The sequence below is a fragment of the Cohnella phaseoli genome (genome assembly GCF_003386235.1).
Classification (GTDB): Bacteria; Bacillota; Bacilli; order Paenibacillales; family Paenibacillaceae; genus Cohnella; species Cohnella phaseoli.
In genome coordinates this window covers 95,932-109,962 of record NZ_QRDZ01000002.1, presented here as the reverse complement: position 1 = coordinate 109,962, position 14,031 = coordinate 95,932, and the positions used below count along the sequence as shown (strand labels likewise).

Genomic DNA, 14,031 nt, shown 5'->3' with positions numbered 1-14,031 from the left:
GTACAAGATCATTCTTTCGTACGACTCTTTTTTGCTTACGAGGCAGCTTCTTGCTGTAAGAAGGTTAAGCGTTCGGATTAAAGTTGTCTTCGATCAACTGATGGATCTGCTCCGGCGTTTTGCCATCCTTGCTCCATTCTTCGATTTTGGCGAGCTCCTCCGTGCAGATGCCGCAAGTGCTGCTGTGATCGGTCCAGGTGACGCCATCTTCGCCCTGATCGGCCACATAGCATCGGAATAAAGAGGAGTGAGCGTCCTCGTAATTCATGCAGCCGCAGTAGCAGTTGACCGATTTCATAATGTCTTGATACTTGTCGACGACCGTGTAGAGACGCTTTGTTCTTCCCGAATAGTTTTCGAGGAAGGACGGCATCTCCGTGAGCGAAGCTTTGACTTCCCAAGTTTCGTTTCCATGGCGATGGGGTTCGCTGTCTTTGCCGCCTCCGCCACAAGCGACAAGAAGAATTCCTCCGGCGAGCAGCGCAGTCGGCAGAGCAAGCAGCCACTTGCCGTTCATCAGTCGTTACCTTCCGGTTTGTGTTTCTCGAAGAAGGCCTTGAAATCGTCCAATGAATAGCCCGCCGTCGTGTCCGACTCCTTCAAGCCGCCTTTCATGCGATCGATTTCCACGCCGTCTTTGAAGTATACTAACGTAGGGGTTGCCTCGATATTCATTTTACCGAAATAGTTCTCGAACTCCCGCAAGTTGAATTGGTGCATGTTGATGCCCAGTTCGTCGGCAAGCGGCTTGAGCTTCGGCGTTGTGGCTTTGCAATGCGGACAGTTCGATGCGTAGAAGTAGACGAAGAAGCTTTCTTTGTTCTCCAGCTTTTTGTCCAATTCGTCCGGTAAAATAAGATTGCTGTAGTTCGGATCGTTCAATTGCGCGCGGGTCTCGGGCCAGAGCTTGTTTTCGGGTTTGCCGTATACGGTGTCCGGCTTCATGTTGTTTAGTACGACGAGCGCGATGATCAGCACGGCGAGAATGCCGAAGAAGATCGACAGCTTTTTGGCGTTCATTAATGATTCCCCCAATTTGAACAATTAAAATATATGAAGTCATGGACAAGCGTCCCGAACTCTCTTACATTATACCTAATAAGATCGCCGAACAAAACTGGGAATACGCCATTGACATGAAACTGTCAAATAGAAAGCAGGTATAAAAATGAAAGTGACAATCCGTCTAGATAAAATGCTCGGAAACTTGGGATACGGAACGCGAAGCTCGATTAAGCAATGGGTCAAGCAAGGGGCGGTTAGGGTGAACGGAGAGGTCGTCAAGGATCATGGGCGGCAAATTCGTCCGAACGACGATACGGTCGTCCTGAACGGAGAAACGATCCGTTACCGCGACACGGTGTACGTGCTGTTGCATAAGCCTGCCGGGGTCGTCTCGGCGACAGAGGACATGAGAGACCGGACGGTGATCGATCTGCTCGATGAGGAGGTTACGGTGCTGTCGCCTTTTCCGGTCGGAAGGCTGGACAAAGATACGGAGGGGCTATTGCTCATTACGAATGACGGAAAACTGTCGCACGAGCTTCTCTCCCCGCGAAAACACGTCCCGAAAACGTATCGCGCCCTAGTGGCGGGCACCGTCGGTAAGGAAGATGCGGAGGCGTTCGAGCGAGGCGTTGAGCTGGACGACGGCTATGTGACGATGCCGGCGCAGTTGGAGGTGCTGGCGTCTCTGTCCGCCGTCGCTGGAGACTCAGAGGGGCAAATGAAGGCGGACAAGCCGGAGGCAGCCGCGGAAATGTCCGCCGTACTGGACTTTGCACCCTCAGGCCCGAACGCTACGCCGTTAAGCTGGATCGAGCTGACCATTCACGAGGGCAAGTTCCACCAAGTGAAGCGGATGTTCGAAGCGGTGGGGAAAAAGGTGCTCTACCTTCGACGAGTGGCGATGGGGCCGCTGAAGCTCGACCCCGGCCTGGCTCCGGGAGATTGGCGCGAACTAACCGAGGACGAAATCGACAGCTTGAGAAATTACCGGAAGGAAGGTTAGAAATGAACTATCGTTTAATTGCTTTGGATGTAGACGGCACGCTCCTTAACGACAATCACGAGCTTACGCCGAGAGTCGCCGCGGCGGTCCGGGAGGCTGCGCGGCAAGGGGCGGAGATTGTCATCTGCACAGGCCGCGGCTCTACGAGCGCGCTGGGAGTGCTGAGGGAGCTCGGCCTGCAGGGCACAATGATTACTCATAATGGAGCCTCTATCGTCGACAGCGAGACGAGGGAAGTGATTCATGATACGGCGATCTCTCATGAGCTTGCTCGCCGCTACATGAGCTTTTTGCAGGAACGGGGCATTCATTTCGATCTGAATACGGCGTTTGACTTGTTCGTCGAGGAGATGAACGAGGAAGCGGCGGCGATGTACGAGCATCTGCTTGCCCAACCGATTCGGAGAAGCTTTGCGCAAGCACTGCCCGAGCCGCTGGTGAAAATGTCGATTTACGCGCCGAAATCCGTGTTGGACACGGTGGAAATAGAGTGGCACAGCTGGACGCACGAGCTGCAGACGATCCGGAGCGGGGATTATTTTATCGACGTGCAGCATCCGAAGGCTAGCAAAGGACAGGCGCTGCGCTGGTTGGCCGAACAGAGAGGGATTGCTAGAGAGAGCATATTGGCGATGGGCAATTATTATAACGATATGGAAATGCTTGAATATGCCGGACGGGGTGTGGCAATGGACAACTCCCCCGCCGAAGTGAAAGCCGCCGCAGACGAAGTGACCGTCTCCAACAATGAAGACGGCGTCGCCGTTATACTGGAGCGGCTGGTCCAAACGGCGCAATAATGTTAGGCGACAATAAAAGAGCGCATGTACCCCGAGGAAGGAGGTACATGCGCTTTTATCATTAGGATCGATGCTGCTTCCGGCCGACTCAGTAACCGGCGCGCAAAATAATGACCAGCAGAATAAACAAGACCAGCACGAAGGCTGCCGATGCATAGTATCCGCCGACTACACCAGACATGCAAACTCCTCCTTCATGAAGTTGTTTAGGGGAGCCGAAGCGGGTGTATCTCGTGCGTTGACCCTTTCCTCGGCCTACACCTATATTATGAAGAAGGAAGAGCGCGGATTGGACATTTACCCGGAAAGAACGATTTTGGGCAAATGCGGAGCCGGACGTTCGGCGAAAGCTGCTTTAGTAATTGCGGTCTAAGTCGACTACATTGCGAGTTGGTTGACCCGTCGATAGATAAGCGTCCAGGTTTTCGAGGAAAATGTCCGTCACGAGCGCTTTGTAGTTGTCCGTCCAACCTCCGATATGCGGAGTAATGATAACGTTGTCCATCGGCCAAAGCGGGTGGTCGGCCGGCAACGGCTCTTCCTCGAATACGTCAAGGCCTGCTCCCCCGATCTCGCCTTGCTCCAAAGCTGCGACGAGCGCTGCGGTATCCACGGACGCACCGCGTCCGAAATTGAAGAAGAGAGCGTCGGTCTTCATGGCTGCAAACTTCTCGGCATTGAAAATGTGGTGGGTCTCTTCGGTGTAGGGGAGCACGTTGACGACCATGTCGCTGCGAGACAGAACATCGCCTAGTTGATCCATTCCGTACATTTCGTCGACAACGTCGACAGGGCGGGCGCTCTTGCGCACGCCGAGCGTCGTCATGCCGAACGCCTTCGCCAAGCGGGCCATTTCCGTTCCGATCGCACCGACGCCGACGATGCCGATCGTTTTGCCGGCAAGCTGGGAATAGCGCTCCGATGCGCGCCATTCGCTATCGCTCTGTCGGCGGATCGCGTGATGCAGATTGCGGCTGAAGGCCAGCAACATCGCGAACAGCGTCTCGGTCATCGATATCGGATGAATGCCGCTGGCGCTTGTCAGCGCCGCTCCACTCTCGCGAAGCCGATCCAGAGGCAGCTTATCCACGCCTGCGGAAGTCGTCTGCACCCATTTCAGATTGACGGCGGAATCGAAAGAGGTCGTCATCGCGGAGTCCCAGCCCAGTACGATTTCGGCATCGCGGTATTGCTCCTCCGTAATCTCGGAATCGCGTGCGGATACGATGGTCCACTCCGGAATTCTCCGACGGACTTGCTCCAGTTGGTCGGGTTTAAGCTGGAAAAGCATCAATAAAGTAGGCATACTCGCTTGTCACTCCTCGTGTGGAATAAATAATCGGCGCTGAGGCCGAGATTAGACTTTGCGACGCGACGGAGCGGCCGTCGGGCTCGACGAACGCTTCAACGCGGCGAAATCGGTAACCCGGTTTTTGCCGTTTGTCTTGCTGTGGTACATCGCTTCGTCCGCCTGCTTCATGAGAGATTCCGACGTATCGCCGCTCGCACCCATGCTGAAGCCGACGCTGATCGTGACGATGCTCTCCTTCTCGGTGCGGGAGCGGATGCTCTCGGCGGTTTTCGCCACGGCGGATACCGGCCCGACGACAAAAGCGACGAGTTCTTCGCCGCCGTATCTTCCGGCCAGGCCGATTCCGTCCGTTTCCTCCATCAACAGCGCCGCGACCTGCTTCAGAACGCCATCGGCCTTATGATGCCCCTGCGTATCGTTCAACTTCTTGAAATTGTCGATATCGCAGAAAATCGCCCCCACCGGCCGGCCGCTTTTCAAAATCGGGTCGAGTCTGCCCATAAAGTATCTGCGGTTATACAGGTTGGTCAAGCCGTCCGTAATGGAAGAGCGGTAGACGGATTGCAAAATTTCCACGACCCGTTCGAAAATGATGGCGAAGAGCAGAATATAATAGAACACCGGCAGCAAGCCCGCGATCGTTTTGAAAATCGCGGCTTCGGGCGCCCAATAAATGGACGAAATGCTGGAAAGCTGCATGGTGAAGGCGATCCATAGGTTGGTCATATACTTGCGGGGCTGGCCGATATGCGGAGCGAACATCAGCACGAACAGCGGAGCAAGCAGCAGCAAATAGCCGTCGAGCGCAGGCGTGGAGCGGATGCCTTCAGCCCATTCCTGATGCGACGAAAGCGCTTCGGGAAGGATGTCTAATGCGGCGACGACTAGGCCCGTCGCAAGCAGTCCGTAAAACCAGACCTTTGTTCTCGGGCGCCTGCGGTGATACAGCTCGAAGATGGCGAAATTGATGACGATAAACGCAAAAACCTGCAGCAGCTTCCCAGTGAAAATCAGAAGGGGAGACGACGGCGTCATTCCGAGCGAGACGGTCATTTGCAGCAGCTGTTGGATCAGAATGAAAGCGAGGGAAGTCAGCAACGACCTGTAGGCCTGCCGCCGATTGCTCGCGAACAGTCGGTAAGACATGAACAGCATCAGTGAGACAATGACGACGGCCATTGCCGATGAGAATAGCAAGGCCAAATTATCGGGAGTCAGCGTGATCAGGAACATGTGGATCTCCTTCTAAAGCAGTCTGGGAAGCTTGCAGAACATATGTTTCTAATATATCATATTTTGAGAGAGACGATATAGGATGAATTTCGGAATGCAATGGGCCTTCCTTTACGATTCAACCTGTATCGCATCCTGAACGTCGGAATGAGGAGGTAACGCCGTTGAATATTTTGCAGGCGCTGTTTTTCCCCCCGGAGCAGCCGGGAGGCGTCTCGTCCATGGTTCCCTATATCGGAGAGAGATTTCGCAAAATCGGCTGGAAGATGGAGATGTTCTCGCTTCCGAAACGCATTCGCAACAAAGGTCAGGAAGATATCGAGTTTGCGACGTTCGATTGGCGTCCTTATGCTGGCAACGTAATTATAGATAAGTACATGCAGACATACAAGGACTACCTCTGGTGGGTGAAGCTCCGGCTATCCGGACAGAAATTCGATCTCATTCACGCGCATCATCCGATCGCCGCGCTTGCGATGAAACGGGTATTTCCCGATACGCCGCTGCTGACGACGATCCACTCCAGCTACGAGCGCGAGCTTGTGCTGAACGGCCGGATCGCCGAGGGGGGGCCAGAGCACCGCTTTCTGACTGCAATATACGGGGAATTGGATCTTCAATCCGACCACCTGCTCACGGTTTCCAAGTCCTTTGCTCAGTATATCGGCACTTACCTCCAAGAACCTGACAACACAATTGTTATTCCTAACGGATATGACGAGAGAAGATTCAAACCGGTGTCTCACGATAATGAAGTTACGCAGCTCGTAACAGTATGCCGGCTCGTTCCGGCGAAAGGGTTGGACGTTCTGCTCAAGGCTTGCGCCGAGCTGCGCAAGCGCAATTCCCGGTTCGTGCTTCACATTATCGGAGACGGCCCGATTCGCGAAGAGTTGGAGGAGCTGTCGCAGAAGCTGGGCATCTACGACGATACGATCTTCTACGGCTACATGCTTCACCCGGAAGAGCTGATGCCGTTCTTCGACGTGTTCGTGCTGCCTTCGCGCGCGGAGGCGTTCGGCTCGGTATTCGCCGAAGCGGCGCTCTGCCTGCTGGCGCTTGTCGGCACGAACGTCGGCGGCATCTCGGAGCAGATCGAGGATGGCATGAACGGTCTGCTTGTCCCGCCCGAGGACCCGGTCGCGCTGGCCAATGCTCTCGAGACGGTGATCGTCGATCCGCATTTCCGCTACGAAATGGCTCGCGCAGGCTGGAACAAGGCGAAGGAAGCCTATTCGCTGAACCGCGTCATCAGCGAGCTTAAGCGCATTTACACTTCCTTCGGACCGGACGGCGCGGATGCGGACAGCGAGGCCGCGGTCGCAGCGGACGCCGGAGACGGCCGCGAGGAGCCGTGAGCGGGATGGGAGCGCCCTTTACTTTCATTCATGCCGCCGACCTTCATCTCGACAGCCCGTTTAAGGGGCTGTCGAAGGCTCTGCCCGTCGTGAGAGAGAGGCTGCGCGAATCGACGTTCGCCGCTCTTCGTCGGCTTGGAGAGCTGGCGCTGCGGGAACGCGCGGATTTCGTAGTCATCGCGGGCGATCTGTTCGATGCGGCGGATCGGTCGCTGCGAGCCCAGCTGCGGCTTCAACGGACGCTCGGCGATATGGCGAGGCAAGGCGTCCGAACGTATATCGTGCATGGCAACCACGACCATGAGAGCGGTCGAATGGCGCAGCTGGATTGGCCGGACGGTGTGTTCGCCTTCGGTTCCTCAGAGGTGGAATGCCGCATGGCGCATACCCGAGGGGGCGAACCTGCGGCCTATATTTACGGAATATCGTACCCGACACGTTCGGTAGGGGACAATTTGGCGCTTCGCTTCAAGAGACGGGAGGGGGCGCCTTTTCATATTGCCGTTCTGCACGCTAACGTGGATGGCGATCCCGATTACGACAATTATTCTCCCTGCCGGCTCGAAGAGCTTGCTTCCTCAGGCTTCGACTACTGGGCGCTCGGACACGTGCACGAGCGGCGCGTGCTGCGGGAGTATCCGCATGTCGTCTATCCCGGCAACTTGCAGGGAAGAAGCGTCCGAGAGACGGGCGACAAAGGCGCTTATGTGGTGTCCGTCAACGGTTCGGGAGCGGTGGACATGCGCTTTTACGATCTCGCGGACGTGGTCTGGCGGGAGATCGTCGTTCCGATCGACGGGCTGAATCGGGAGCAGCAGCTTCAAGAGGCGATGCTGGACGCACTGGAAGAAGCGCGCCGATCTTCGCCGGGGAGAGCGACCGTCGCGCGGCTGCGGCTCGAAGGCCGCGGAGCGATGCATGAGCTGCTGCTGCGGGCCGGAGCGGCGGAAGAGTGGCTGGAGGGGCTGCGGGAATGTCTCGCCTCCCCGGAGGAGACGGACGATTGGGTCTGGCCGGAGTCGCTGCATATTCGCACGTCGGGGGAACTGCGCCTGGAAAGCGTCGCCGAGGAGGACGGATTTCTGGGCGAGCTGATTCGTCGCGGAATGCTGGCCGCATCCGATCCGGAGAAGGCGAAGGAACTGCTCGACGAAGCGACGGAGTCGCTGCGCAAGCTGCCGCGCGTGCGGGAATGGTTGGACGGAAGATCGCGCGAAGAACGAGAGCAATGGCTCCGCCGGGCAATGGAATTGAGCGCGTCGCTGCTGCGCGACGAAGACATGCACTAGGGGCGGGGAGGTGCGGAAATGTACATACGGGAAATCGAAGTGGACGGGTACGGCGCGCTGAACAATTTGAAGCTTTCGTTCGGAGAGGGACGTATCGCGGTACTGTACGGACCTAACGAAGCCGGCAAGAGCACGCTCCTCAGGTTCCTACGAAGCATGTTGTACGGATTCCCGACGCGCAAGGAGCCGGTGGAGCGGGGAGAGCCCGCATTCGGCGGGCGTCACGGGGGACGGCTTGTTTTGGAGGACAAGGGGGGGCTTCAGTGGCGGATCGAGCGTCATGCGGAACGAAGCGGAGAGATTCGGCTGAGAGACGAGTCCGGCACGGAAAGGGTCGTCGCGCAAGCTGAATGGGAGAGACTGCTGCTCGGCGGCTTGTCGGAACGGCTGTTTCGGCAGCTGTTCGCCGTGTCTCTTAACGAACTGCATGAGCTGAGGACGCTGCAGGGGGAAGAACTGGGCAACTATTTGTATCATGCCGGTCTAGCGGGAGGCGCCTCGATTACGGAGGCGCGCCGCAAGCTCGGAGGAGAGCTCGACCGTCTCTATCGTCCGAGAGGGTCGACTCAGGAGATGAACCGCCTGCTTGCAGCCATTAAGGATCTGGAGGCGGAGATTCGCCGAAGTCGTGACGGCATTCGCGAGTACGCGGAAGCGACGGAAGAGCTTGCGCGGCTCGAGCAGCGGCTTGCGCAGTCGGGCGAAGATCTGCCCGCGCTTCGAATGGAAGCGGCGAAGCTGCAGGGCGCGCTCGATGCGCGGGAGTGGTGGTTGAAGCGCGGGGCTCTGTTCGCGGAAATCGCCGATCTGCGAGCGGCGCTGCCGGATCCTTCCGCGGCGCTGCTGCCCGAAGACGCCGCTGGAAAATGGGCCGAGCGGAGAAGCTTGCGGAGCGCCGTATCGGTTAGAGTGGCGTCGGAGCGGGATGCGCTTGAAGAGCTGCTATGGCGGCGGGCACGTCTGCATTGGGACGAGGAGCGGCTTGCGGCTTTTCCGGAGTTGGCGAGACTGGAAGCGATTCGCGAAGGCGTAGCCGCCAAACGAGAGGAGCGGACCGGGCTCGAGACTGAGCTGGTCGCGCTGAACGATGCAGTTCGCGGATCGCTCGCGTTGATATCGCCGCAATGGGGCGAGGAGGAGCTGGCCGAGTTCGGCGGAATGGCTGCCGATCGCGAGCAGGCGCGCGAGCTGCGGCAAGCGTGGGAGGAGGCGGAAAAAGCCGCGACGACGCTGCGGGCCGAGCTGCGTAGACTGGATCGTCAGCGAGAGGTGCTGCTGGATGAGGAGACGGAACTGGGGGCTGGTGAAGCTGCGGAGGAATACGCGGCGCAGGAAACCGGGGTATCCGTCGAATTCGCGCCCGCAACGAAGTCCGAGCTGCTGCAAATCTGGCATCAGGCGGAGGACGCTCGCAGAGACTATGAGCGCCTTGCGGCTGCCGGAAGGCCGAGATTGCCCGAGAGCGTCGTCCTGTCGCGATCGAGTGCGGGCAAAGGACGCGGAGGCTCTAGCGGATGGCTTGTCTGGGTTGCTGTGGCGATGGCGGTCGCAGGGCTCCTGTGGCCGTTCTTGCCGCTCGGAGGGGAAGGGCTCTCCCCGTTAGCCGTTTTGTTCTCCGCGGGCTTGCTTGCCATGTCCGCCGCGCTCGCCGTATACGTCTGGAGCCGCCGAGGCAACGAGGCTCAGCGCTATCGGGAAAATGCGAAAGCTTCCTCGGAGTCGGAGGAGGCATACCGAGTAAGCCAAAACATAATGAATGAAAAGCTTCGAAAGCTGCTGGGAAATGCTCAGGCCGAAGCCGCTGCGGCACATTTGTCCGAATCGTCGTTCGGGATCGATGAGGCGCCGACGGCGCAGGAAGCGGATGCCTACTGGATAAAGCTGCGCGAAGCGGTTCACGAGCAGATCGGCCTTTGGGAACAAAACGATCGCATTCGCTCGCAAAGACAGGAGCTGCAGGGGCGGATGCAACAGCTGCTCAAGGAGAGGAAACTCATCGACGAAGACGCCGAGCGGCAGCAGCGGCTGCTGGACGAGCTCGGAGAGCGCTGGCGGCGTTGGTTGATCGCGCGCAAGCTGCCGCTTCATTTGACGCCGGGCGGCGCGCCCGAACTGTTCGCCGCGGCCGAGCGAGGGCAAGCCGCGCTTAGACAGCGGGAGCGGCTTGAGGAGCGCGTGCATGCGTTGGACCGCACGATCGGCGAATTCGATCGCTCGGCGCGAAGTCTCGCCGAGAAATGGCCTCCTCCGGGCGGGCTTGGCGCGGCGGACAGCCAACTTGCCGTGCAATGGCTGTATCGCATTGCTGCGGAGGAAAGGGCTGCGCAAGAGGCGGCTCAACAGCTGGAAGCGCAGATGGAGGCTGCCGCCGACAAAGTCAGGCAAACCGAAGCCGAGCAGGAGCGCGTCGAGGAACAAGTCCATACGCTGCTGCGCGAGTTCGGCGTTGCCTCCGAGAACGAGTTGGAGGGCCGGATACGTATCGACGAACGCTGCCGAGCGCTGCGAAGAGAAGCTCGCGAGATGCAGCTGCGACTGGAAGCGGGCCGGGACGAGGCTGCGCTGGCAGAGCTGTACGAGCTGCTCGGCAAGCGCGATGAAGCTTCTCTCGCCGTTCTTGTCCAAGAGCGGCAGATCGGGCTTGCCGAGGCCGAGACAAGCCGTTCGGAACTGCTGGACCGGCGCGGCCGGCTGGCGCAGGAGCTTGAGCGGCTTCGACGGGACGCCGAGCTGGAGGATAAGAGCCAGCGGCTGAGAGAGCTGGGCGACCAGCTCGAAGAGCTCACCGAGCGATATGCGGTTCTGGCGCTCGCAGACAAGCTGATCGTTCGCACGAAAGCGGTCTACGAAGAGGAGAAGCAGCCCGAGGTGCTGATGCGGGCTTCTCGTTATTTTCAGCGGATGACCGACGGAGCTTATATCCGGATTGTGGCTCCCGGCGATTCGAAGGCGCTGTATGCCGAGACGAAGGAACGCTCATTGCTGGACAGCGTTTATTTAAGCCGCGGTACGCAGGAGCAGCTATACTTGGCGATGAGGTTCGCGCTGTGCGACGCGGCGTCGCCAGAGCATCCGCTGCCGCTGCTGCTGGACGACCTCTTCGTCCACTTCGACGAGACGAGGCTGGCGCGCACGCTGCCGGTGCTCGAAGAGCTTGGCGAGACAAGGCAGGCGCTGCTCTTTACCTGCCATCGCCATGTCGCGCAGACGATCGTCTCCGGCATTGCCGGAGCGCGGCTGATTACGCTGGGAGCTTAGGGGGCGGCTGGGAAGGGCGGGCAGGAAGCGCGTTGTCCCGTCCGATCAGGAACAGCCAGCCCAGGCTGAGCAGACCGAACATCGGGTAGAGCGTCGAGAGCAGCGTGCCGAAGCCGAATTGCCCGGCGAGAAAACAAAGCAGCAGCAGGATCGCCGTCAACATCCAAGGGGACGCTTTCGTTCGTTCGTGGAGTTGGAGCGTAAGCCCGTAAATATCGGCGACAAGCGTTGTGAAGATTTCCATAAAAATCAGGAAAACATACACCCAATGCAGCCATGTTCCGAGCTCCATCGCGAGGCCGCCCATCGGAATATCGAATTCGGCGATGCCCGGCATGCGGGACGATAAGGCGAAATGAGCGGCGAGCAGCAGCGCGCCGATGCCGATTCCGCCCATCCATGCTCCCTTGCGTAAAATTTTGATGTCGCCGATCGTCGATCCGAGCGGAACGAGAACGGCCTGCGACATCGACAGATTAAAGGCGGCGTACAGAAACGGGGACAGCCAGGCCGCCCAAGCGGATTGCTCGTTCGGCGCTCTGAACCATTGATCCGGCAGCGGCTGGCGCAGCATCTCAAATACGAGGAAAGCCGAAAAGCCGATCATGAGGGGAACGACGAACGTATTGATCGTTAAGATGGCATTCATCCCTTTGCGCAGCAGCAGGAAGCAGGCGAACATCGTCACGATCAGCCCCGTCTGATAGCTTAGATTGAGATGCTCCGAGAAGACGGAGCCCGCTCCGGCCAACATGACCGCGTTGACTCCAAGCAGCACGATCAGCATCATATGGCTGACCCAGCGCCCAGCGCTGTCCCCGAACAGATGCTTGTTCAAGTCTTCGTAGGATCTGGCGTTTAATTTCGCAGACAGGAGCATCACCTTGGCGCCAATCCACACGAAAAACATCGTGGAGACGATGATCAGATACGGTCCCCAATACCCGAAGCGGGTGAAAAATTGCAGTACTTCCCTGCCTGAAGCGAAGCCCGCACCTACGACGGTTCCGATAAATACGAGCGCGACTTGGATGCTTCTGGCCCAATGTTTCATTTGCGGAACCCCCCGACCCTGACTCGTCCATGTTACTTTACTCTATGTTGCCGATTGGACGGGCATGACTCGGGAGGGCAAACGGAGCAGGGGGCATCTGTTAATCTGCAGAAAAAAACGTTCGCTTGCCGTCGCCGATGGCTCGCGAACGTTTTTTTCGTTATGGAGCTTCGACGACGAGCACGATTTCACCCTCTTCCCATACGAATTAATCCCCTGACGAACCGTAATTTCCATTCAAACGACCACAATGAGCTCAGGCATACGAAATCGGATACGAAATGGCGATACAATCGCAATATCGTGGCGTTACGGCGGGCGGCTCCCTTTTCCTATAATCGAAGTGGTTAGAACGTCAAAAATAAAGGGGGCAACGAAGGATGACAGAGCGGGCGCCAAGAAAGCCGCTGCTCGTGTCGTCGGACGAACGGGCGGTATGGCGGGAGAGCGAGCCGCAGCTTGCTGCCGGGCATCCGACGATCGACTTGGCATGGAAGGGCGATAGGCATCAAACAATGGAAGGGTTCGGCGGATGCGTCAACGAATTAGGGTGGTTGGCGCTCAAGTCGACAAGCGAAGAAGCGCGGGAGGAAGTGCTGAAGGCGCTGTTCGACAAGACCGGAGACGGGCTGCGCCTGGAGCTAAATCGGATTCCGATCGGAGCGACCGATTACTCCGTGAACTGGTACAGCTGCAACGACAACGAGGGCGATTACGCGATGGAGCGGTTTTCAATCGACCGCGATTGGCAGAATTTACTGCCTTACGTCAAGGCGGCGCAAGCGATTCAGCCGGACATGAAATGGTTCGCTTCGCCGTGGAGCCCTCCGACGTGGATGAAGCATCCGCAAACGTACAACTACGGCAAACTGGTCGCGACGGAACGGAATTTGCAAGCCTATGCGCTCTATTTGCTGAAATTCGTGGAAGCCTACGCGCAAGAAGGCGTGCGAATCTCCCAGGTTCATTTTCAGAACGAGCCTGTCACGCATCATCGCTTCCCATCGTGCGTATGGACCGGAGAAGAAATGCGGGATTTTCTAAAACGCTATCTAGGCCCGTTGTTTCAGGAAAAGCGGCCGGAAATCGAGCTGTGGCTCGGCACGCTCAACACCGATTCGTACGACAGCTACGCTGGCGTTGTCCTGAACGACCCGGAAGCGAAGGCGTACGTGAGCGGCGTTGGCTATCAATGGGCGGGTAAGCAAGCGATTCAGCGAACGCATGTCGCGTTCCCGGAAATGCGGCTTATGCAGACGGAAAACGAATGCGGAGACGGCAAAAACACGTGGGAATACGCACACTACATTTTCAGCCTGCTGTGGCATTATCTAAATAACGGAGTCGAAAGCTACGTGTATTGGAATATGGTACTCCCCAAAGGCGGGGAGTGCACGTGGGGCGGGTATCAGAACAGCCTCGTCAACGTGGACCCGGATAGCGGTGAAGTGATGTGGAACCCGGAATTTTATTTGTTTAAGCACGTGTGTCGGTTCGTCGGCAATGGCTCTGTCAGACTCGACCTCCAGGGAGGCTGGAGCGGCAACGCCATCGCCTTCGAGAATGCCGAAGGACGCAAAGCGTTTATCGTGCATAACCCTCATGATGCGCCGAGAACGATCGCGATCTCATGCGAAGGGGCTATCTACGAGGTGCCGATGACGGCGAAATCATTCCATACGCTTGTTATTTGATACTAAAGGAGCGCATGATTCT

At 57.8% G+C, this 14,031-nt stretch carries 12 protein-coding genes; 6 read left to right on the top strand and 6 right to left on the bottom strand.

From position 1 onward, the window contains the following. Positions 1-64: 64 nt before the first annotated feature. On the bottom strand, positions 65-517 hold the full coding sequence (locus DFP98_RS02675; RefSeq protein WP_116059019.1) for a PCYCGC motif-containing (lipo)protein: 453 nt from the start codon (positions 515-517) through the stop codon (positions 65-67). Further along, positions 517-1,020, bottom strand: a complete 504-nt coding sequence (locus DFP98_RS02670; RefSeq protein ID WP_116059018.1) for a thioredoxin family protein — start codon at positions 1,018-1,020, stop codon at positions 517-519. Before DFP98_RS02670 ends, DFP98_RS02675 begins: the two co-directional genes overlap by 1 nt. 148 nt (positions 1,021-1,168) lie before the next feature. Here DFP98_RS02670 and DFP98_RS02665 point away from each other — a divergent pair, with 148 nt between their 5' ends. Continuing rightward, the gene (locus tag DFP98_RS02665; protein WP_116059017.1) at positions 1,169-2,011 is read left to right on the top strand and encodes a pseudouridine synthase; all 843 of its coding nucleotides are present in this window, start codon (positions 1,169-1,171) and stop codon (positions 2,009-2,011) included. 2 nt (positions 2,012-2,013) lie between these two features. Continuing rightward, positions 2,014-2,811: a Cof-type HAD-IIB family hydrolase gene (locus DFP98_RS02660; RefSeq protein WP_116059016.1), complete on the top strand. Its 798-nt coding sequence runs from the start codon at positions 2,014-2,016 to the stop codon at positions 2,809-2,811. Positions 2,812-2,899: 88 nt separating this feature from the next. Here DFP98_RS02660 and DFP98_RS02655 read toward each other — a convergent pair whose 3' ends face one another. The 3 genes from DFP98_RS02655 to DFP98_RS02645 form a co-directional block, all read right to left on the bottom strand. After that, positions 2,900-2,992 (bottom strand): sporulation protein YjcZ, encoded by a 93-nt coding sequence (locus tag DFP98_RS02655; protein ID WP_116059015.1) that lies wholly within the window; start codon positions 2,990-2,992, stop codon positions 2,900-2,902. A gap of 174 nt (positions 2,993-3,166) precedes the next feature. Beyond that, a complete protein-coding gene (locus DFP98_RS02650) occupies positions 3,167-4,117 on the bottom strand; it encodes a D-2-hydroxyacid dehydrogenase (protein WP_116059014.1) in 951 nt (316 codons plus the stop codon). 51 nt (positions 4,118-4,168) lie between these two features. Then, entirely contained in the window at positions 4,169-5,356 is a 1,188-nt protein-coding gene (locus DFP98_RS02645; protein WP_246016390.1) for a GGDEF domain-containing protein, read from the bottom strand. Positions 5,357-5,520: 164 nt separating this feature from the next. Between DFP98_RS02645 and DFP98_RS02640 the strand changes: the two genes are divergently transcribed. From DFP98_RS02640 to DFP98_RS02630, 3 genes are read left to right on the top strand one after another with little or no spacing between them, the layout of a single operon-like run. Continuing rightward, a complete protein-coding gene (locus DFP98_RS02640; protein ID WP_116059013.1) occupies positions 5,521-6,714 on the top strand; it encodes a glycosyltransferase family 4 protein in 1,194 nt (397 codons plus the stop codon). 5 nt (positions 6,715-6,719) lie between these two features. Then, entirely contained in the window at positions 6,720-8,003 is a 1,284-nt protein-coding gene (locus DFP98_RS02635; RefSeq protein WP_116059012.1) for a metallophosphoesterase family protein, read from the top strand. A gap of 18 nt (positions 8,004-8,021) precedes the next feature. After that, positions 8,022-11,261 carry an AAA family ATPase gene (locus tag DFP98_RS02630; RefSeq protein WP_116059011.1) on the top strand — a complete coding sequence of 1,080 codons (3,240 nt, stop codon included), beginning with the start codon at positions 8,022-8,024 and terminating at the stop codon, positions 11,259-11,261. Here the strand turns inward: DFP98_RS02630 and DFP98_RS02625 are convergent. Continuing rightward, positions 11,245-12,315, bottom strand: coding sequence for a YkvI family membrane protein (locus DFP98_RS02625; protein WP_116059010.1), 1,071 nt, complete (start codon positions 12,313-12,315; stop codon positions 11,245-11,247). The two genes, DFP98_RS02630 and DFP98_RS02625, sit on opposite strands and share 17 nt — an antisense overlap. A 380-nt stretch (positions 12,316-12,695) precedes the next feature. On the opposite strand from DFP98_RS02625, the gene DFP98_RS02620 reads away from it, so the two are divergent. Beyond that, positions 12,696-14,009, top strand: a complete 1,314-nt coding sequence (locus DFP98_RS02620; protein ID WP_116059009.1) for a glycoside hydrolase family 30 protein — start codon at positions 12,696-12,698, stop codon at positions 14,007-14,009. Positions 14,010-14,031: the final 22 nt, after the last annotated feature.